This window comes from Campylobacter concisus (assembly GCF_003048985.1).
In the GTDB taxonomy this organism is placed as follows: Bacteria; Campylobacterota; Campylobacteria; order Campylobacterales; family Campylobacteraceae; genus Campylobacter_A; species Campylobacter_A concisus_AY.
Window position 1 is genome coordinate 1 of the sequence record NZ_PIRS01000001.1, and the last position, 20,489, is coordinate 20,489.

Consider the following 20,489-nt stretch of genomic DNA (forward strand, 5'->3'; position numbering starts at 1 on the left):
TGGGATGTTGGAAAAGTAGGTCGTTGCGGGCTTTGTTGTTTGTCTGCTTTAATTCTTATATTATTAATCTTGGTTTTTTATAATTGTTGCTTTCTGTCTAAGTGTAAAGTATTAGTTTTTATTTTTTTAATTCTGCTATGTTATATTCATTCCATTGCTTGTTAAAAATGCCAAACCTTAGCCATTTGATATTAGCATGACCTCTTAGCTGATCTTCAAAAAGTCATTTTTGAGGTGATACGTTGATAGTTTCTGTATTTATCGTTCTTGTTAAAGTTTTATTACACACAAACGAACACGATGCTAAATTTATTAAATTTAACACTGTCTCATGCAAAAGTGTATACTTATATTAAGCTAAATAAAAAGTATTAAGTTATATTATTTTTTTAAGATTTATCAAATTTCTTTGAAGGAGAGCGTATGAAACTAGCATTTTCAAAAGCTGTTTTAGTAGCAGCTGGCGTTGCCTTATTCGCAGGCTCACTCTTAAACGCAGAGGATAAATTTAGTCCAGTCATAGTCATACATGGCGGCACTAGCGGACTTGAGCTTACTAAATATGAGTTTAAAGTACGCGAAGAGCCTATGAAAAAGGCGCTTTTGGCCGGCCAAGCTGTGCTTGAAAAAGGTGGTAGCGCGATGGATGCGGTGACGGCAGCCATTATGGTGTTAGAAGATGATCCAAATTTCAATGCTGGCAAGGGCGCAGTATTTACAGCTGATGGCTTTAATGAGCTGGATGCTTCGATCATGGACGGCTCTACTAAAAAAGCAGGCGCAGTCGCTATGGCAAGGCATATTAAAAACCCTATCCTTGGCGCGAGAGTCGTAATGGACAAGACCTGGCACACTCTTGTTGCTGGCGAGGGAGCTGACAAACTGGCCAAAGAAAACGGCCTAGAAATGGTTGATCAAAAGTATTTTTTCACGCAGTTTAGATATGACGCACTCCAAAGAGCTAAGGAGAAACAAAAGCTCATGCTTGATAGTGAAAAGACAAAGAAAACTTCGCTAAATTTATATGAGCGTCCATATCTTGGCACTGTTGGGGCGATTGCTCTTGATAAGAATGGCAACCTAGCTGCAGCAACAAGCACTGGTGGTATGACAAATAAAATGACTGGCCGTATAGGCGATAGTCCGATAATTGGCTCTGGAACCTATGCAGATAATGACTCAGTAGCAGTCTCTTGCACAGGCACAGGTGATATCTACATGCGTGTAAATGCTGCTCATGAGGTCTCAGCCCTTTATAAATACAAAACTTCAGATGTGCAAAAAGCAGCCGAAGAGGCTGTAAAAGAGGTAGCAGCACTAGGCGGTAGTGGTGGTATCATCTCTATCGATAAATATGGTAAGACCGGCTTTGCTTGGACTAAAGATAAGCTTGGTATGTATCATGGTGAGGCAAGACTAGGAGCTAAACCTGTTGTTTACTGGCCACTTGGCGAGAAATGATCAAAATAGCTAGGTCGGATTATATCCGGCCTAGTTTTTAAAGGGAGAAAGTTTATTAAAATATATAAATTGCTCCAAGAACGATAAATGCTCTTAGGCAAAAACCGCCGATTAAATTTATATTAAGTGTTGTCTTGTCTAGCCAACTTTGATAAAATTCTCTTGGTTTTTAAAGAATGGTTTTAGCCCCTCGTAGGCTGCTTGGATCTTTTTAAATTTAGCGTTATACTCGTTTTTTATGCTCTCACTCTTGCTTGAGTGCCTGTCTGGGTGATAAATTTTAGCAAGGGCTAGGTAGCTATCTCTTACGGTTTCGAAGCTATCGTTATTCGAGCAGCCTAAAATTTCAAAATTTTCTTCTAGTAAATTTGCCAAAGCACTGAAGCGACTTTTAAATTTGGCCGAGTTTTGGATCTTGTAGTTTCTTTTGAATTCTTTAAATTTGACTTCATTGTAGTTAAAATTTACTATAAATTTTAGATGCTCGCGTCTTGAAATGATCTCTTCTATCAAGTCAAAGTCGCTATCTTTTTTTATTTTTAGGCTAAATTTGTGATTTTTCTCGTCAAATTTAGACTCATTTCCTTTAAAATTTTGCAAAATGTAGCTAGCAAAAGCTCTTGGAGTGTTATTTAGCGTAAAGATCATCTCGCCATATAAAAAGTCGATGTCGATGTTATATATGTTTGTTAGGGCGTTTCTTTGCACTAAAGATAGTTTTATGGTTTTGTATTTTGCAAAGGTCACGTCAAGCTCGTTGCCCTGTTTTTCGTAGAGTTTTTTTATAAATTTTAAGAAGCATTTTCGTTGTGGGATCTCGCTCTCTTCATAAAAAGAGATGATTTTGTCTTTGTTTGCTAGGGTTTTTGTGAAATTTTTACTTATCAGTGCGCGAAGCTCGCAAAAAAGAGCGTCGCTATCGGTTAAAATACTTAAAGATTCTAAAGTTTGGGTTATATTCATGGGTTTCTCCATTTAAAATATCCCCATTTTAAGCAACTAGCGTTCCAAAGTTAAATTTTCCTGATATTGCTATCTTTTGTATATGCCAAAAACTCATCTCTTAGCTTTTGCTCTTTGTGTAAGATCGCCTCCTCTTTTGTATGAGAAATGGCCTCTTTTTGGGGCTTTTTAGCCACACCTTGCTCTTTTGTAAGCTCTTTTTTTATTTCTTTTAGACTATCGAAAAAATCGTTCATTTTTGCTCCTTTTACTCAAAGGATTTTACTAAAAAGGTTATAAAATTAAAATGAATACAATCTCTTTTTAAGGAAAGTTTGGTTAATATCACAACTTAATTTTTCATGTGCGCTCGTAGCTCAGCTGGATAGAGCATTTGATTGCGGTTCAAAAGGTCAGAGATTCGAATTCTCTCGGGCGCACCATCCTTTTCTCTCTAAATTTTATTTTCAGATCACTTTTGAGATTAGCTAAATTTGTAAAAAACTCTATTTAGATATAGCCCTTCAGCAGGCGCTGGTATGCGAGTTAGAGCAGGACGTCCATTTAGCGAAGCTTTGATGAGCTCGCTGCCGTCTTTTTGCTTTAGCGCTTTTAGTAAATTTGCAACCATGAGCCGCACCTGACCACGCAAAAAGCCATTTGCTTTAAAAACGATGATAGTTTGCTCTTTGTATGCGTAGCAAAATGCTTTGTAAATTTCTCGCACTGGGCTTTTTGTGTCGCTTCCAGTTTTCATATATGCGCTAAAATCATGCTCGCCGATAAAATTATGCAAAATATCATTTGCTTTTTTAATATCAAATCTAGGCAAAAACACCTTGTAGTTTGAGCTAAAAACATCAAATTTACCGTGATCTATCACATATCTATAAGACCTTGCGACCGCGTCAAATCTTGCTTGAAAGCTATCATACACCAAATTTATGCGTTTTATGTGAATGCTTGGGTGTGCGTGGCGGTTTATAAGATCTTGCAAGCGCTTTAAATCTTTAAAGTGATCGCCACAAACAACGCTTGAGCTTTGGTTATTTGCATGCACGCTTTTATCGGTGCGCGAGCTAGAGACCACTCTTTCAAAAATGCCAACGTGGGCTAGGGCGCGCGCAAGCTCATCCTCTACACCGTTTTCATGCGGCTGAGTCTGTGAGCCTTGAAATTTCGAGCCATCGTAGCTGTAGATTAGCTGAATTTTCATCAGTATCTTCGTGTGATCTTGGCTTTATAAAGCAAGACGCCAGCTAGTAAAAATACGAAAAATATGAGCGGTATTGCAAGCGCTGGCTTTGATGAAAAGAGCATGATAAGCGTAAAATAGCCAAACAAAACGCCAAAAGTACCCACATAGACCATGCCTTTTTCATATCTATATGTGACGATGCCAAGGCTGATCGCAAAGAGCGTACTAGCAAGCGGGAAGAGGGCCACTAGGACGTAGGTGCTAAGGTCTTTTCTGCGCTTATCACTGCTGGCTGCCTCCATCCAGTACTCTTTGATGCTGCCAACGTCGCTTATCTCCTCGCTTTGGGCGGTTCTTATCTTCATTGATTTGAAATTGCTTTGGTGATAAATTTCATCTCTGATATCATACATTTTGCCCTCGTTTAAAGAGAGTTCTACGCTTTGACCCACGTTTATAATCTTTGCGTTTTTGGCGGTTATTAGGCGCTGTGAGTCTTTGACAAAGGGGTTAAACATCACGATATCTTTGTAGGTTGTGCCATTTTTGTCTTCGCTTTCGTTGCCCACATAGACCATCCAGTCGGAGAATTTTTGTCCAAACTGGGTTGGCTTTAAATTTAGCTTGGCAACCGTCTTTTTGTAGTCGATGAAATTTGCATTTAGCTGAGCGGCTATTGGTATCATGACGATGGCAACTACCAGCAAGGCAGCGCTTAAAAGGGCTGAAAAAGCTAAGAAAAATCTTGCGATCTTATTTGGCGAGCCACCAAGCGTGAAGATAACGATGCTTTCATTCTCTTTTGATAGTCGAAAAAGCGTCATCGCAAGTGAGACGAAAAATGCGATAGGCACGACAAAAAGCAGCACGCGTGGGAGCATAAATGAGTAGAGTTTAAAGAGCTCGCCAAAGCTGATCTCGATATATGAGGTGATACGTGCAATCTGGATGAAAAAGACGATCGACATGATCAAAAAAAGCGTACTAAATAGCGATGCAAACGTGCCTAAAAAGTTAAACAAAAGATATTTATTTACTCTACTCATAAATGAACCTTAAAATTTCTAAAATTTGCGCGTCAAAAGCGTAGGTGACAAGCAGTCCCAGGCTTAAAAACGGCACAAAGGCTAACTCGTAACCCTTTTTACGAACGAGCGCATAGACTGGGAGCGTAAGAAGTGCCGCCAGATAGATCGCCACAAGGGCAAATTTAGCTGGTAAAATGGCTCCGATAATCGCTGCGATAAATATGTCAGCGCTACCCATGGCTTCGCGCTTCATCGCATAGCTCACGACAAATCTCAGCACCCAAAAGATAAATCCAAAGAGGATTAAATTTAAAATTTGAGCAAAATTCCCTTTAAAGATAAAAAGCAACAAGGCATAGGCAAATGCAAAAAAAAGTGCTGCAAAAAGAAGCGGATCTGGCACGGCTTTATACCTTATGTCTATGATGCTAAGGGCTAGTAGCATGATAAAGCAAAGCCCTAAAAATAGCGCATAAAGCAAGGTTTCTACGCTTAAAATTTCGCCACACTCTTTAAAAAAGCAGATCAGAAAAAGCAATCCAGAGGCTAGCTCAACCAGCGGATAGACAAGGCTTATCTTTTGCTTGCAAAAGGCACATTTGCCGCCTAAAAATAGCCATGAAAAAAGCGGGATATTGTGATAAAAATTTAGCTTGTGAGAGCATTTTGGGCAGTGAGAGGCTGGGAAATTTATGCTTTCATTTCGTGGCAAGCGATATATCAGCACATTTGAAAATGACCCCACGCAGATGCCTAGAACAAAAGCAAAAACAGCAAAAAAGATGACCAAAATATCCATTATCTCATTAAACTCCGCCAAATCTTCGCTCTATATCTTTAAATTTAGCAACGATGCTTGCAAGCTCATCCTTGCCAAAGTCAGGCCATAGTGTCGGTGTGAAAAATAGCTCCGCGTAGCTTGCCTGCCAGAGCATGAAATTTGAAAGCCTGCTCTCGCCGCCAGTTCTAATGAGAAGATCCACCGGCTCACTCTCGTCAAGTGCCGCATTTAGGCTCGCTTCATCTATCTCGCAGCCTTTTAAATTTAGTTTTCGCACAGCTCTTATGATCTCATCTTTTGAGCCATAGTTTATCGCTAAATTTAAAAGCAAATTTGCATTTTCCCTTGTTGCATCTTTGGTGATCTCTATCTCATTTTTTAGCTCGTCACTAAATGGTGAGATGTCACCGATCGTGTTAAATTTGATCCCATTTTTTATAAAATCATCACGCTTTAAAAGAAGAAATTTCTTAAGCAAATTCATCAAAAAATCAACCTCTTTTTGCGGCCTTTTCCAGTTTTCGGTGCTAAATGCGTAAAGGCTTAAAATTTTCACCCCATTATCGATGCAGAATTCGCACATATCGCTCACCACATTTGCCCCAGCCTCATGCCCATTTGTCCGCAAAAATCCACGCTTTTTCGCCCAGCGTCCGTTGCCGTCCATGATGATAGCGAGGTGGTTAAGTTTGTTCAATGTCTAGCCTTTAAAGTCAATTATCTGCTCTTTTTTACTCCAAAGAGCGCTTACGTTTTGCACCATAACTGCGGCGCTGAATTCGCTTTTTAGCAAGCTTGCGACGTTGCTAAATGGAGTTGCAATCTCATATAAATTTTCATCTTTAAATTTAAAAATAAGCGGCGCAAAATTTGAAAAAACAAGAAAAACTCTCATCTCATTTGCCTCTTTTTTAAGCTGAAAAATGCCGTTTGTACCGCTATATGCAAAGGGTATATGCACGACGTTTTCTTGCAGGGCAAAGAGCATTTTTGCTAGCACTCTCATCTCATCTTTTGTTTTAACTTCGCTTAAGTTTTTAAATAAATAGCTATAAAGCCACGATAAATTCTCGTTTTTTACCAAATTTTCTATCAAATTTAGCCCATCAGCCAAAACGTCCTCATCTAAAATTTTTGGCTTTTCGTATAAATTTTTTATGACGATGTTTTCGCCCTGGCTATGCACCTCGCCCCAGTATCTGGAGCCCACGTTTAGCTCTTTTACGCTTTTTGTGTTTAAATTTCTATTTGCGAAATTTAAGATGTATCTGTTAAAGCCGACCTTTTGGCTCACCAAAATGCTAAGCGGCAGGGACGAATTTATCGCTACTAGCGGAGCTTGACTGTTTTTTGCTATCTTTTGGACGCGTGAGATCTGCTCTATCATAAATTTGCCGCTAGCTCCACGATACGCCCTGCGATCTCATCTTTTGAGGCAAGCGGTAGCAGTGTTTCGCCACCCCTTGTGATGAAATTTACCTCGTTTTGCTCGCTTGCAAAGCCATTTTTCTCGCCCAAAATATTTAGACAAACTGCATCAAGCCCTTTTTTCTCTAATATCGATCTAGCGCTTTTTAGAGCACTCTCGCTTGAAATTTCAAGCTTAAAGCCGATCTTTTTACATTTAAACTCTTTTAAGCTTTGCAAAATATCGACATTTCTCTTTAGGCTTAAATTTAAAGTTTCTCCAACGTTCTCTTTTTTTATCTTGCCATCAATTTTTGTCGGTGCAAAATCGCTCACCGCAGCGCACATTACAAGTAAATTTGCCCCCTCACACTCGCTCTTGCAAAACTCTAAAAGCTCGCTACTTGAGCTAAATTTAAGGCTATCAAACGGCTCGTTTGCGGTTTCAAAGCTAGCAAGCAGTTTTACCTCCGCACCCGCATAGTAAAAGGCTCTAGCCAAGGCTCTTGCCATCTTGCCACTTGAGAAATTTGTAATGGCTCTTACATCATCTATCTTTTCGGTTGTCGCGCCGCCTGTGATCACCACTTTTTTGCCAGCAAAAAGTGGCCTGCTAAGCCTTTTAATGGCAGCTTCTACTATCACTTCAGGGCTTGCTAAGGCACCCTTGCCAACGTCGCCACAAGCTAGAGTTTTAAGCACTGGTTCAACCACTAAAGCGCCGTTTTTCTTTAAAATTTCAAGTGAATTTTGTGTCGCGTAATGCTCGATCATATTGTTATTTGCAGCTGGGGCTACGACCAAAGGCACGTGTGAGGCTGCGATTAGTGTTTGCATGAAGACATTATCACAGATGCCAGCTGTTAGCTTATTTATCGTATTTACCGAGGCGGGTGCGATGAGGACTAGATCCATTTTAGAGTAGGCTATGTGATTTACGCCGTCTTGCCAGTTTTGCGTTTGTGAGCTTAAAATTTTATGCTCGCTTAGTGCCTCAAAGCCGCTTACACTGCAAAATTCAAGCGCTCCGTCACTTAAAGCCACATAAACATCTGCGCCTTGCTTTTTAAGCAACGATAAAATTTCGAATGCCTTGTAAAAGGCGATACTGCCACAAACGGCAAGTAAAATTTTCTTATTTTTTAACATCGTCTTTGCCAAAGAATTTCTCAAAAAAGCCGCTTTTGTTCTCTTGGCGACCTCTGCTGATAGCTAGAGCGCCACTCTCAACGTCTTTTGTGATGGTGCTACCAGCTGCGATGATGACATTATCAGCGATATTTACAGGGGCGACTAGCTGCGTATCTGAGCCTACAAAGACGTTTTTGCCGATCTTGGTTTTGTATTTTGCCTTGCCGTCGTAGTTGCATGTGATCGTGCCACAACCGATATTTGTGCCACTTTCTATCTCGCAGTCGCCAAGATAGCTTAAGTGTCCAGCTTTTACGCCGCTAAGAACGCCTTTTTTAACCTCGACGAAATTTCCTATGTGCGTGTCAGAAATTTCAGAATTTGGCCTTATGTGAGCTAGTGGGCCGATGTCTGAGTTTTTGATGACGCTGCTTTCTATCACTGATGAGCTTTTGATGATACTCTCTGTAATAACGCACTCGCCAAGGATACTGACGTTTTCTTCGAGCACGCACTCGCCTTCAAATTTAGCCCTGCTGTCTATGAAAATACTCTCAGGCATGCGCATCAAAACGCCAGCTTTCATCAAATTTTGCTTGATCTCATCTTGCATGATCTTTTCAGCGATGCTTAGCTGAAATTTATCATTTATACCCATGAAATTTTGCTCATTAACATTTACTGCAACGCACTTTAAGCCCTTTTCGTTTGCTATTTTTATGGCGTCAGTTAGGTAGTACTCTTTTTGTGCGTTTTGGTTGCTTATGAGCGGTAAAATTTGCTCTAGTGCCTCGCGTTTAAAGCAGTAGCAGCCAGCATTTACGCTTTTTATCGCAAGTTGCGCTTCGCTCGCATCTTTTTGCTCGACGATGGCCTCAACTTTGCCGTTTTTTATGATAACTCTGCCGTATCCAAAAGGATTTGCTGCTTCAAATGAGCTCATAACCACGTCTGCTTCAGCGTTTGCTAGGCGCATAAGGTCAGTTGATCTAACAAGTGGCATGTCGCCGCAAGTGACAAGCACCTTTTCGCCGCTTAAGCTTACGCCCTTTATCGCACCAGCAGTGCCTGGGAAATTTGTTAGATCTTGCTCGAAAATTTTAGTTTGAGGGAAAAATTCTTTTATCTTTTTGCTAATTAACTCTTTTTCGTAGCGAAGCACGACGCTAACGTCATTTGTGATCGCATAAGCTTGCTTTAAGATGTGAATGATCATTGGCTCGCCACATAGCTCAAATAGGACTTTTGGGCATTTTGATTTCATCCTGGTACCAAGACCAGCAGCTAGGATTATGATTGAAGTATTATTGTTCATTTTTAAGCCTTTTAACGTTAAAAATTTCGCAGATTGTAGCAAAAAATGGCAAACATTTTTTTTAATTTAACGATTGTTTCAACAAAAAGCTAATAAAATAGCAATTCTTAAGAATTTATAAATAAAGCGAGTTTAAATGGATTTAGGAACCGTCGTCGGCTGGGTTTTGACCCTGGTGCTTTTGTTTGGATCAATGGCGATAGGCGTTGGTATAGGACCATACATCGATATCCCTTCTGTGATGATCGTTTTTGGTGGTACTATCGGCGTTATGATGGTTGGCTTCAAGATGGAGACGCTTAAAGGTGTTGGTAAATTTTATGGTGTTGCTGTTAAGCCATCAGTTGTTGTAAATTTACCTGAGACTATAAAAAAAGTAGTTGATTACTCAACCAAAGCTAGGCGAGATGGCATCTTAGCACTTGAGAGCGAAGTAAATAACGAATCAAATCAGTTTTTAAAAAAAGGTCTTTCGATGGCGGTCGATGGCAATGAGCCAGACGCGATAAGAGCGCTTTTAGAGATCGACATCGATCAAACTAGCACAAGGCATGCAAATAACATCAAAATTTTCGAGCAAGTTGGCGGTTTTGCAGGTGCGATGGGTATGATCGGTACGCTCATTGGTCTTGTTGCGATGCTTCTAAATATGTCAGATCCTAGTGCGATCGGTCCATCTATGGCGGTTGCTTTGCTTACGACGCTTTATGGCTCAATGATAGGCAACATCATCGGCGCGCCTGTTGCAAATATCCTCTCGATCCGCGATGCTGATGAGGCACTTGAGAAACAAGTTATTTTAGAGGGTATCATGGCGATACAAGCAGGAGACAACCCAAGAACGCTCGAGGCTAAGCTTTTAGCATTTTTACCTCCAAAAGATAGAAAAAGTCAGTTTGAATAATGGGTAAGTTAATAAAACCAGAAGAGTGCCCAAAGTGCATGCCTGAGTGGCTGGCATCGTTTGGCGACCTTATGTCGCTCCTACTTTGCTTCTTTGTTTTGCTCCTTTCTATGGCGACAATGGATGCTAAAAAGATGGAGGCTGCTGTTGGCTCACTAGCTGGTGCGCTAAGTGTGTTAGATGGTGGCGCAAGACCAGATAGTCAGGTAGAAAAAGAGACAGAACCTGAAAATAAGCGCATACCAAAACCAAATGCTCAAAAAGGTGCTCAAAACGAGATGAGTGCAACTGTTAAAAAGATAAATGAGCTACTAACGGCTAGCGGGGCACCTGAGATCACGATGGAGGAGAGCGAGGATGGCTTTATCGTTAGGCTTCCAGCTGCGATGCTCTTTGACAAAGATAGCGCTGAAATTTCTGGCGAGGATGCGAAACTCTTTTTAAAGCGAATAGGCATGATCATAGCCAAAATGCCAAATGAGGTAAAAACAGATATCATCGGATACACTGATAATACAAATCCAAGCAAAGACTCTATATACAAAAACAACTGGCAGCTCTCTACCGCAAGGGCGCTAAGCGTGCTTGAAGAGCTAGTTAGTGACGGCGTACCACAAGAGAGGCTTATCACTTCTGGCAGAGCCTCTTTCGATCCGATCGCTAGCAACAGCACAGAGGAGGGCAGAGCCAAAAACAATAGAGTGGAAATTCACTTCGTCTCGCTTGAGCCAAAAAATAAAGAGGCTACTAAGAAAAGTATCCTTGATACAAGGAATTAGTCGTGAAAGCACTGCTTAGTTTAGCGGTTTTGTTTTGTGTGGTTTTTGGCGCTGATCCTGCGCTACCAACTATAAATTTAAGCCTAAATTCACCGCAAAATGCCGAGCAGCTTGTAAATTCACTAAATGTTTTACTAATCCTCACCGCACTAGCACTAGCTCCTTCGCTCATCTTTATGATGACGAGCTTTTTGCGCCTTGTTATTGTATTTTCATTTTTGCGTCAAGCTATGGGTACACAGCAAGTGCCACCTTCAACGGTGCTCATCTCGCTTGCGATGGTGCTTACATTTTTCATCATGGAGCCAGTTGGACAAAGAAGCTACGATGAAGGCATAAAGCCTTATATAGCTGAGCAGATAGGCTACGAGGAGATGCTTGATAAGAGCTTAAAGCCCTTTAAAGAATTTATGGTCAAAAACACTAGAGAGAAGGATCTTGCGCTATTTTTTAGGATAAGAAATTTGCAAAATCCAGCAAATATCGAGGATATCCCGCTAAGCATCGCGATGTCAGCCTTTATGATAAGCGAGCTAAAGACATCTTTTGAGATAGCATTTTTGCTCTACCTGCCATTTTTAGTTATCGACATGGTTGTAAGCTCCGTTTTGATGGCGATGGGTATGATGATGCTGCCTCCTGTCATGATCTCGCTGCCGTTTAAACTACTCATCTTTGTGCTAGTTGATGGCTGGAATTTACTAATAGGAAACCTCGTAAAGAGTTTTCACTGATGAAAAAAATTTTATTAGCACTTTTGCCTTTGGCGCTATTTGGATCAAATTTAAGCGAGATAGCAAACAAGGCCACTCAAAACGAAATTTCAAAGATCAAAGAGCTTGAGCTAAAAAGAGCAAATTTAAGTGACGAGGCGACATCAAGCGCCTACTTGCCAAGCCTTAGCCTAGAGGGCTCATACGGTAAAAATGCAAGCACCTTCCCAAGCATAGTCGCCAAAGAGTCAGCTGGCGTGCTAGCAAGGATTGATTTTTTACTATATGATGGCGGGGCGAGAGAGGCTAGGCTAAAGATGAGCCAGCTTTTAAAAAACAAAGCTGCCATCGCAAACGATGAAGCCAAAAACTATCTTGCATTTAAGGCTGTAAATTTATACTTTAACGCCTGCGCACTTGAAAATATAATAGCCGCCAAAAACGCTCAGGCAAATTTCTTAAAAGGCGTTTTAGACAAGCTTGAAAAGGCGAACATTGCAGGGCTTGCCCCAAAAGATGAGCTAGAAAATGTGCGGGCAAAATACCACCTAGCAAACAGCGCGGAGCTTGAATATAAAAATAAAATGGAGCAAATTTTAAATGAGATAAATTTGCTAACAGGCGAGCAAATTTCGCCACTTAGCGGGGCAAAAATGGCTGAGATTGGCTCAAATTTAGCTTCAAAAAATGCCGAGCTTGACAAGCTAAGTCAAGATATATCTTTAAGCGAGGCAAAGCTTAGCGAGACAAGAGCTGGCTTTTTGCCTCAAATTTCGTTTTATGACACCTATGGATTTTACAAAAATAACTACGACATCGACCTTGGCAAGTATAGCGCTTATCGTCCATATCTTGACAAATATCTAAAAGAGGACACGCACGGCAATAAATTTGGCGTTAGCTTTAGGTGGAAAATTTTTGACTTTTTTGCCACTAACAAGATGAGCCAAGCTAGCAAGATCGCGCTTGATGAAGCGAGGCTAAATTTAGAGTATAAAAAGCGTGAAAACGAGACTAAACTTAAAAATTTACAAAACGAGATCGCAACTCTTAGCTCAAAGATCACCTCGCTAAATGAGTATGTAAAAGCAAGCGATCTAGCACTTAGAGCAAGCTTTGAGAAGTATAGCTCAGGGCTTTTGGGATATAGCGACTTGCTTGAGGCACTATCACAAAAATTTGATGCCATTAGCCTTTTTGAGGGGGCGAAAGATGAGCTGGAGATAAAAAAGGCGGAGTATTTTTTTGAGAGCGGGGAGAGCATTTTAGAGAGGATTAGGGATTGAAAAAGCTGATAATTTTAATGATATTTTGCATTTTTTCATTTGCAGGGGAGGAGATTTTTGCTGATTTTGAAGTCTATGCCAAGCAAAGCTCAAAGCTTGCATTTGAGAGCAGTGGTAAGGTGGATAAAATTTTTGTAGATGTCTCAAGCCACGTTAAAAAGGGCGACGCCTTAGCTAGCCTTGATCAAACGAGCCTTGAGATCGCTCTAAAAAAGGCAAAAAACGACCTAGCGCTTGCCAAAAATGCCAAAGAATTTGCTAAAAGCACCTTTAATAAATTTAGCCAAGTAAAGGACGTCACTTCAAAGCAAGAATTTGATGAAGTAAAGTATAAATTTGACGAGGCAGCTCTAAGAGTTCAAGCAGCTGAGATCGCCATTTTAAATGCAGATGATCATCTTAAAAAGGCCGTTTTAAAAGCTCCTTTTGATGGCGTCATAGCTAGTAAAAATGTCGAGCTTGGCGAGAGTGCTTCGCCGCTTCAGCCAGCCTTTGTCTTAAACTCCGAGGAGGCTAAAATTTTAATAGCGATCGATGAAAAATATGCAAATTTAGTAAAAGTTGGCGATACGTTTAAATTTAAGCTTGACGCAACAAACGAGGAAAAAGAGGTTAAAATCGCGCTAATTTACCCAGAGATAAAAAGAGAGACTAGAAAATTTTACGCCGAGGCTTATGACAGCGGGCTAAAGCCAGGCATGTTTGGTCAAGGAAAAGTGATAATCGGCGAAAATAAATGATAAAAACAGCCATCAACCGCCCCATAACTACGCTTATGATATTTTTAAGCCTCGTTATCTTTGGCATCTACTCGCTAAAGACGATGAACGTAAATTTATACCCGCAAGTAAATATCCCAATCGTTAAGATCACGACCTACGCAAATGGCGATATGAACTACATCAAGACAAAGATCACGCAAAAGATCGAGGACGAGGTCTCAAGCATCGAGGGGATAAAAAAGCTTTACTCAACCAGCTTTGACAACCTAAGCGTGGTAAGCATCGAATTTGAGCTAAACAAAGACCTAGAGAGCGCCACAAACGACGTCCGCGACAAGATGCAAAAGGCAAGGTTAAACGCAAACTACGAGATAGAAAAGCTAAATGGGCTTTCTTCAGCCGTCTTTAGCCTCTTTATCACAAGACTTGATGGCAACGAAACTAAGCTCATGCAAGAGATCGATGACGTGGCAAAGCCATTTTTAGAGCGCATTAGCGGCGTTTCAAAGGTCAAGACAAATGGCTTTTTAGAGCCAGCGGTGAAAATTTTACTTGATAGATTTAAGCTTGATAAGACCGCTCTTAGCGCAAACGAAGTGGCAAATTTGATAAAGGTTGAAAATCTAAAAGCACCACTGGGCAAGATAGAAAATGAGCAGATCCAAATGGCGATCAAGTCAAATTTTAGTGCCAAAAGCATAGATGAGATAAGAAATTTAACGATCAAACAAGGGGTCTTTTTAAAAGATATCGCAAGTGTTGATCTTGCCTACAAAGACGCAAACGAAGCAGCGATAATGGATAAAAAAAGTGGCGTCTTGCTTGGTCTTGAGCTAGCTCCAGACGCAAATGCTCTAACCGTGATCGCCCTAGCTAAATCAAAGCTAGAGCAGTTTAAAAGCCTACTTGGCAGTGAATACGACGTAAAAATAGCTTATGATAAGAGCGAAGTGATACAAAAGCACATCGATCAAACCGCCTTTGATATGATCCTTGGCGTCTTGCTAACCATCGTGATCGTCTATCTATTTTTAAGAAATTTCTCGATCACTATCATCTCAGTCGTAGCGATACCAACTAGTATCGTAGCGACATTTTTCATCATAAATGCCCTAGGCTACGACATAAACCGCTTAAGCCTCATAGCGCTCACACTTGGCATCGGAATTTTCATCGATGATGCGATAGTTGTCACTGAAAATATCGCTAGCAAGCTAAAAGATGAGCCAAATGCCCTAAAAGCAAGCTTTGCAGGCATAAAAGAGATAGCATTTAGCGTCTTTGCGATCTCGCTCGTGCTACTTTGCGTCTTCGTGCCAATAGCCTTTATGAGCGGCATCGTTGGCAAGTACTTTAACTCATTTGCGATGAGCGTGGCAGCTGGCATCGTCATCTCGTTTTTCGTGAGTATCTTTCTCGTGCCAACGCTTAGTGCTAGGTTTGTAAATGCCAAAGAAAGCGGCTTTTTTCTAAAGAGTGAGCCCTTTTTTGAAGCGCTTGAAAATGGCTATGAGAAGCTTCTAACTTTAGCGCTTAAATTTAAACTCATATTTTTAGCCATAACGCTCGTGGTCGTTGTTTGCTCGTTTGGGCTGGCTAAATTTGTAGGAGGCGACTTCATGCCAAGCGAGGATAACTCGGAGTTTAACATCTACTTTAAGCTTGATCCATCACTTAGCCTGCAAGCTAGCAAAGAGAGGCTAAAAGATAAAATTTCACTCATAAATGCCGATCCTCAGGTAGCTTACGCTTACTTCATCCTTGGCTACACAGACGCCAAGCAGCCTTATCTTGTAAAAGCTTACGTTAGGCTAAAGGAGCTAAAAGATAGAGCTAATCACGAGCGGCAAAATGCTATCATGCAGAGGTTTCGTGACAAGCTAAAAAGTGATGATATGAGCGTCATTGTGGCTGATCTTCCGGTGGTTGAAGGTGGCGACGTGCAGCCAGTTAAGCTTACTATCACATCTGAAAATGGCAAAGAGTTAGAGAAATTTGTGCCAAAGATCAGCAAGATGCTAAAAGAGATAAATGACGCAACGGACGTAAATTCGCCCGAAGAAGATCTGCTAAAGCGCGTGCAAATTTCTATCGATGAAGATAAGGCAAAAAGGCTAAATTTAGATAAAGCCAGCGTTGCAAGCGCCGTTTATAGCGCATTTAGCCAGAACGAGGTCTCTGTTTTTGAAAACGAAAATGGCAAAGAGTATGAGCTTTACATGCGCCTTGATGATAAATTTAGAAGTGATACAAATGATATCTTAAAGACCAAGATAAGAAGCAATGAGGGCTTTTTCGTCACACTTGGCGATGTGGCGACGATTAGTTTTGAGCAAAAGCCAGCTAGTATTTCAAGGTTTAATAGAGCCGATGAGATCAAATTTCTAGCAAATACCAAAAACAACGCTCCGCTAAATAGCGTGGCAAATGAAATTTCAAAGAAGCTTGATGAAATTTTGCCAGCAAATTTCAAGTATAAATTTTTGGGATTTGTCGAGCTCATGGATGATACGAACGCTTCGTTTATCTTTACGGTGAGTGCGAGCGCTGTGCTTATTTATATGGTGCTAGCTGCACTTTATGAGAGCTTTTTGCTGCCATTTCTCATCATGCTCGCCATGCCACTTGCCTTTTGTGGCGTCGTGATTGGCCTTTTTATAAGCGGCAATCCATTTAGCCTATTTGTCATGGTTGGCGTCATCTTGCTCTTTGGCATGGTCGGCAAAAACGCCATCTTAGTCGTTGATTTTGCAAACCACTTTGCAAATAGTGGCATGGAGGCAAACGAAGCTGTGAAAATGGCTGCAAAAAAGCGCTTAAGAGCTGTTTTGATGACCACTTTTGCTATGATATTTGCCATGCTGCCTCTTGCGCTTGGTAGGGGTGCTGGCTTTGAAGCCAACTCGCCTATGGCTATAAGTATCATCTTTGGTCTCATTAGCTCGACCTTGCTAAGCCTACTTGTCGTGCCAGTGCTTTTTGCTTGGGTCTATAATCTTGATAAATTTATAAGAAAATTTTATGAAAGGGAGAGAATTTGAAGAAGATTTTGGCGGCTTTGCTCTTTGCTTTGCCTCTTTGGGCTGGAAATTTACTAGAGATCATCGCTCTGGCGCAAAGTGCGAAGCTTGAGAGTTTGAAAGAATTTAATAAAAACGAATATATAAATAAAAATAAGAGCAACAAGCTAAATTTATCCCTTGATGGCAGATATACCTTTGTGCCTGACGAGCTAAAGGGCGGGTATATGACAAAGACTGGATCGATCACGGCAAAGGTTGAGTATCTCATCTTTGACGGCGGTGCGAGTGAGGCTTCGGATAAAATTTTAGACCACAAGGGCGTGGAGAAAATTTACAAAGATGAAGAGCTTATGAATCTCACTGCTTTTCAGGTCGCAAAGGTCTATTTTAACGCTGTTGCACTAAATTCTCTTATAAATTTAGAGACAAAATTTGTAGATAGCTTTGCCAAGGCTGCGGCTGAAAATGAGTTTTGGTTTGAGTATGGCGAGATAGATAAGAGCGAATTTGATGCGATAAATTTCACTCTTAATAAAAAAAGAGCCGAGCTAGACGAGCTTGGGCTTAAGCTAGCCGAGCTAAACTCAAGGATAAATTTGCTCTCAAACGGCGAGATCGGCTTTAATGCTGGCTCAAAGATAGTGATGCCTGATTTTAATAAGGATGATATAAGCGCCAAACTTGGGGCTATGGAGCAAGAAAAATATATAAAAGAGCAAGAAAATGAGAAGCAAAAGAGCAAATTTGCTCCAAAAATTTACTTAAAAGATACGCAAAGTGTGAATAATAACAGCTTTAAAAAAGGCGAGAGGACGACTTCGCAGATGGCTGAGGCATACGCTGATGCGAACAAGCCTAGAGTGGAGTTTGAGTGGAAGCTGCCAGATAGCCTAAGCCTTAGCAAGCAAAGCCAAACTAAGCGCATAGAGGAGCAAAAAGCTGCGCTTGATCTAAGCGACGAAGAAAACAGGATAATAGCTAGGCTAAAGGATCTAAGAGGCGTGATAGAGGGCCTAGGCGCTAGGCTGAATTTAGACTCGCTAAAGCAAGATAGCCTTGATAGCGACTTTAATGACCTGCTAAATGGCTATCTTAGCGGTAAGGTAAAATTTGAGCAGTTTTTGTTTGTGAGTGAGAAAAATTTTAGCGACAGGGCAAATTTCATCCTAAATGGCGATTTGCTCGAGCTAAACAAGCTTGAATACTTTTTTGAATGCGCAAGAAATATAAATGAGGTGGTGATAGAATGAATAAACTGATCTTCGTGACCATTTTGTGGGCGTTTAGCTTTAGTTTGATAGGGGAATTTTTAGCGGGCAAAGTAGATAGCTACCTAGCTGTTTTTGTGCGTGTGACGCTTGCAAGCCTAGTTTTTTTGCCATTTACGAAATTTCGAGGCGTTAATCCAAAGCTCGCCCTTGGCATAATGGGCATAGGAGCGGTGCAAATAGGGCTCATGTATCTTTGCTACTACAACTCGTTTTTGTATCTAAGCGTGCCTGAAGTCGCGCTTTTTACCATCTTTACGCCGTTTTATGTGACGCTCATATACGATGCGTTTAGCTTTAAATTTAGACCGCTTTATCTCTTTAGCGTTGGCGTGGCGGTCTTTGGCGCGCTTATCATCAAGTATGGCGCGATAAACGAAGGGGCGATAAAGGGCTTTTTGCTAGTGCAAGGGGCAAACATCTGCTTTGGAGCAGGGCAGAGTGCGTATAAGGCGCTTTTGGAGAGATATGACGTGGATCAAAAAAAGGTCTTTGGCTACTTTCACTTTGGAGCGTTTTTTGTGGCAGTGATCGCGCTCGTAACACTTGGCAATCCAGCTAAATTTCACGTAGATCTAACCCAAACTTTGGTGCTTTTGTGGCTTGGAGCGGTCGCTAGTGGGGTTGGCTATTTTATGTGGAACAAAGGGGCTTGCGAGGTCGATAGCGGCGTACTTGCCATCATGAACAACGCCCTCATACCAGCTGCTATCATCGTAAATTTAGTCTTTTGGCAAAAGGATACCAACCTAACAAGGCTCATTTTGGGCGCTGTGATAATGTATATCTCGCTACTAATTCACAATAGAGTGATGAAATTTTACGGCGTAAAGGCCGCATGAGGTTAAATTTAGGGTTAAATTTGAGCTTTTTAAGTTAAGTGAGAGTTTTTAAAGCATCAAATTTGAGCTATTTAAGCGCCTTGCATCTTTACAAGCTGGGCGTTTAGTTGCATTATCTGAGCAAAGATAGCCGCTTTTTTGGTATGAAGCGAGGCGACCAACTCTTTTGCGTATGGATTTTTGCTAGCACTTGCTTGCTTTATCGCAGCTTCAATCTCTTTTAGCTGTTTTTGCAGTTTTTCTAACTGCTTTTTTATGACATCGGCGCTACTCTCGCTCTCGTTATTTGTCTCGCTAACTAAATTTGAAGCGTCGTGTAAAATTTCACTCTTATCTAGTTTTGGCAAATTTTTGCTTTTTAAATTTTCATCGCCAGTAGCTGTAGAGCCGTTTTTATTTAAATTTATAAAATTTGAGTTTATCTGCATCGCCTCGCCTTTAAATTTAAAAGCATATCGGCAAATTTAAATAAAACTTTGACTACGAAAAATTTAGCAAGAAAATCAAAAACGATGCCAAGCCAAAGAGTGGTGGCAAAAGTGCTGCTGGCTTAAATTTAACGCATAAAAGCGTGATGGCGTTATAAAGTAAAAAGGTAAATGTGCTTATGTGAAGATTGTCTGAACTTAGCCTAAAAGCTAGCATCTTGCTTAAAATTTCATCAAAAATGCTGCCATATCCAAAGAGATGAAGCAAAAAGCTTAGCGGATAAAATATGCCAAATAGGTAGTTGATAGCTAGCACGCTAAGCTGCAAGAGGCTAATAAGTGGGAAAAAGTAAAGCACCGCAACCTCCATCGCAAAAAAGACATATAAATTTAAAAGTAGCGAGTTGGCTAATAGGCTAAATTTAGGTGCAAAATAGAAAAGATAGACGAAGATATAAAAGACGCCAAGGCATGAAAAATAAAAGCCAACACTAAAAAGAAGCTGCGGAAATAGGGCGATGCTAAATAAAATAACGCCAAAGAGCGTGTAGAAATTTAAGATCTTTATCTTTTTGCAGATCATGTAAAAGCCAGCCACGCTCATCAAAAATGCCCGCAAAAAGCTTGCTATAAAGCCAATCATATAAAAGTAAAAGCAAAGCACCAAAAATACGGCGATCGTAAAGTCAAAAATGTATGAGCGGTAAGGCATATATCTTGCGTAGATGGGCTTAAAAACGAGTTTTAAAAGAAAAAAGCAAACCGCGCTTATGACGCCAAGGTGATAGCCGCTAATGGCGATGAGGTGCGCCACGCCCCAGTTTGAGACGTCATCTCTTAGCTCGCCAAAGACGTTTGTGCCAAGAAAGAGCGCTGAGAAGAGCTGCGAAATTTTAGCGTCTTTGTGCTGGGCGGAGATGAAATTTATGGCTCTTTGCCTTAGGCTATCATCTCTTTTTATGACGGCTCTATCGTAGCTAGGCATATAAAATGTGCCGCCAAGATAGTCTGTAAAGCTCACGTCTATTGGCTGAACGCTAAGTGCCACTACGTCATAAAGAGCGATCTCATCTTTTTTAGAAGCGGTTGTGTAAAAGCTAAAATTTGAGGTGTCGATCCTAATGATCTGGCGCTTTTTGCCATTTTTTTCTTTGGTGAAATTTACGCTTACTTTGCCTGTGATATCTTGCTCGCCAAGCTCCATAAATGCGCTGTATTCATGAAATTTAAGCGCTAAATTTATACAAAAAATAAATAGGCA

At 40.8% G+C, this 20,489-nt stretch carries 20 protein-coding genes and 1 tRNA gene; 10 read left to right on the forward strand and 11 right to left on the reverse strand.

Annotated features, from left to right (window positions below; translation table 11 throughout):
- Positions 1-423 precede the first annotated feature (423 nt).
- Positions 424-1,461: an isoaspartyl peptidase/L-asparaginase family protein gene (locus tag CVS91_RS00005; RefSeq protein WP_107829387.1), complete on the forward strand. Its 1,038-nt coding sequence runs from the start codon at positions 424-426 to the stop codon at positions 1,459-1,461.
- Between the two features lie 138 nt (positions 1,462-1,599).
- Here CVS91_RS00005 and CVS91_RS00010 read toward each other — a convergent pair whose 3' ends face one another.
- Both CVS91_RS00010 and CVS91_RS00015 read right to left on the reverse strand, forming a co-directional pair.
- Positions 1,600-2,424 (reverse strand): adenylosuccinate lyase, encoded by an 825-nt coding sequence (locus CVS91_RS00010; RefSeq protein ID WP_107829388.1) that lies wholly within the window; start codon positions 2,422-2,424, stop codon positions 1,600-1,602.
- Between the two features lie 50 nt (positions 2,425-2,474).
- On the reverse strand, positions 2,475-2,660 hold the full coding sequence (locus CVS91_RS00015; protein ID WP_087581907.1) for a hypothetical protein: 186 nt from the start codon (positions 2,658-2,660) through the stop codon (positions 2,475-2,477).
- Positions 2,661-2,769: 109 nt separating this feature from the next.
- Here CVS91_RS00015 and CVS91_RS00020 point away from each other — a divergent pair.
- Positions 2,770-2,846: transfer RNA gene (locus CVS91_RS00020), tRNA-Arg, on the forward strand.
- A gap of 41 nt (positions 2,847-2,887) precedes the next feature.
- Here the strand turns inward: CVS91_RS00020 and truA are convergent.
- The 7 genes from truA to glmU are packed head-to-tail and all read right to left on the reverse strand — an operon-like array spanning position 2,888 to position 9,263.
- On the reverse strand, positions 2,888-3,619 hold the full coding sequence (gene truA / locus CVS91_RS00025) for a tRNA pseudouridine(38-40) synthase TruA (RefSeq protein ID WP_107829390.1): 732 nt from the start codon (positions 3,617-3,619) through the stop codon (positions 2,888-2,890).
- Positions 3,619-4,647: an LptF/LptG family permease gene (locus tag CVS91_RS00030; protein WP_107829392.1), complete on the reverse strand. Its 1,029-nt coding sequence runs from the start codon at positions 4,645-4,647 to the stop codon at positions 3,619-3,621. Before CVS91_RS00030 ends, truA begins: the two co-directional genes overlap by 1 nt.
- The gene (locus tag CVS91_RS00035) at positions 4,640-5,428 is read right to left on the reverse strand and encodes a prepilin peptidase (protein WP_107829770.1); all 789 of its coding nucleotides are present in this window, start codon (positions 5,426-5,428) and stop codon (positions 4,640-4,642) included. Before CVS91_RS00035 ends, CVS91_RS00030 begins: the two co-directional genes overlap by 8 nt.
- A 7-nt stretch (positions 5,429-5,435) precedes the next feature.
- Positions 5,436-6,107 carry a polyprenyl diphosphate synthase gene (gene uppS, locus CVS91_RS00040; protein ID WP_107829394.1) on the reverse strand — a complete coding sequence of 224 codons (672 nt, stop codon included), beginning with the start codon at positions 6,105-6,107 and terminating at the stop codon, positions 5,436-5,438.
- A gap of 3 nt (positions 6,108-6,110) precedes the next feature.
- A complete protein-coding gene (locus tag CVS91_RS00045; protein WP_107829396.1) occupies positions 6,111-6,797 on the reverse strand; it encodes a hypothetical protein in 687 nt (228 codons plus the stop codon).
- Positions 6,794-7,966, reverse strand: a complete 1,173-nt coding sequence (coaBC, locus tag CVS91_RS00050; RefSeq protein ID WP_107829398.1) for a bifunctional phosphopantothenoylcysteine decarboxylase/phosphopantothenate--cysteine ligase CoaBC — start codon at positions 7,964-7,966, stop codon at positions 6,794-6,796. Before coaBC ends, CVS91_RS00045 begins: the two co-directional genes overlap by 4 nt.
- Positions 7,953-9,263 (reverse strand): bifunctional UDP-N-acetylglucosamine diphosphorylase/glucosamine-1-phosphate N-acetyltransferase GlmU, encoded by a 1,311-nt coding sequence (gene glmU / locus CVS91_RS00055; protein ID WP_107829400.1) that lies wholly within the window; start codon positions 9,261-9,263, stop codon positions 7,953-7,955. The genes coaBC and glmU overlap by 14 nt, the downstream gene beginning before the upstream one ends.
- 136 nt (positions 9,264-9,399) lie before the next feature.
- Between glmU and CVS91_RS00060 the strand changes: the two genes are divergently transcribed.
- From CVS91_RS00060 to CVS91_RS00095, 8 genes are read left to right on the forward strand one after another with little or no spacing between them, the layout of a single operon-like run.
- Positions 9,400-10,167: a motility protein A gene (locus CVS91_RS00060; protein WP_021093044.1), complete on the forward strand. Its 768-nt coding sequence runs from the start codon at positions 9,400-9,402 to the stop codon at positions 10,165-10,167.
- Positions 10,167-10,946 (forward strand): flagellar motor protein MotB, encoded by a 780-nt coding sequence (locus tag CVS91_RS00065; protein ID WP_107829402.1) that lies wholly within the window; start codon positions 10,167-10,169, stop codon positions 10,944-10,946. The genes CVS91_RS00060 and CVS91_RS00065 overlap by 1 nt, the downstream gene beginning before the upstream one ends.
- Before the next feature lie 11 nt (positions 10,947-10,957).
- Entirely contained in the window at positions 10,958-11,680 is a 723-nt protein-coding gene (gene fliP, locus CVS91_RS00070; protein WP_196779718.1) for a flagellar type III secretion system pore protein FliP, read from the forward strand.
- Positions 11,680-12,945, forward strand: a complete 1,266-nt coding sequence (locus tag CVS91_RS00075; RefSeq protein ID WP_107829404.1) for a TolC family protein — start codon at positions 11,680-11,682, stop codon at positions 12,943-12,945. The genes fliP and CVS91_RS00075 overlap by 1 nt, the downstream gene beginning before the upstream one ends.
- Positions 12,942-13,685 (forward strand): efflux RND transporter periplasmic adaptor subunit, encoded by a 744-nt coding sequence (locus tag CVS91_RS00080; RefSeq protein WP_107829406.1) that lies wholly within the window; start codon positions 12,942-12,944, stop codon positions 13,683-13,685. The genes CVS91_RS00075 and CVS91_RS00080 overlap by 4 nt, the downstream gene beginning before the upstream one ends.
- The gene (locus CVS91_RS00085) at positions 13,682-16,708 is read left to right on the forward strand and encodes an efflux RND transporter permease subunit (RefSeq protein ID WP_107829408.1); all 3,027 of its coding nucleotides are present in this window, start codon (positions 13,682-13,684) and stop codon (positions 16,706-16,708) included. The genes CVS91_RS00080 and CVS91_RS00085 overlap by 4 nt, the downstream gene beginning before the upstream one ends.
- Positions 16,705-17,940 (forward strand): TolC family protein, encoded by a 1,236-nt coding sequence (locus CVS91_RS00090; RefSeq protein WP_107829410.1) that lies wholly within the window; start codon positions 16,705-16,707, stop codon positions 17,938-17,940. Before CVS91_RS00085 ends, CVS91_RS00090 begins: the two co-directional genes overlap by 4 nt.
- Complete coding sequence (locus CVS91_RS00095; RefSeq protein ID WP_107829412.1) at positions 17,937-18,800, forward strand: EamA family transporter; 864 nt, start codon at positions 17,937-17,939, stop codon at positions 18,798-18,800. The genes CVS91_RS00090 and CVS91_RS00095 overlap by 4 nt, the downstream gene beginning before the upstream one ends.
- Before the next feature lie 71 nt (positions 18,801-18,871).
- Here CVS91_RS00095 and CVS91_RS00100 read toward each other — a convergent pair whose 3' ends face one another.
- Together CVS91_RS00100 and CVS91_RS00105 are read right to left on the reverse strand one after the other, a co-directional pair.
- Complete coding sequence (locus CVS91_RS00100; RefSeq protein ID WP_107829415.1) at positions 18,872-19,228, reverse strand: FlxA-like family protein; 357 nt, start codon at positions 19,226-19,228, stop codon at positions 18,872-18,874.
- Positions 19,229-19,280: 52 nt separating this feature from the next.
- Positions 19,281-20,432 (reverse strand): ComEC/Rec2 family competence protein, encoded by a 1,152-nt coding sequence (locus tag CVS91_RS00105; RefSeq protein ID WP_234409632.1) that lies wholly within the window; start codon positions 20,430-20,432, stop codon positions 19,281-19,283.
- Positions 20,433-20,489: the final 57 nt, after the last annotated feature.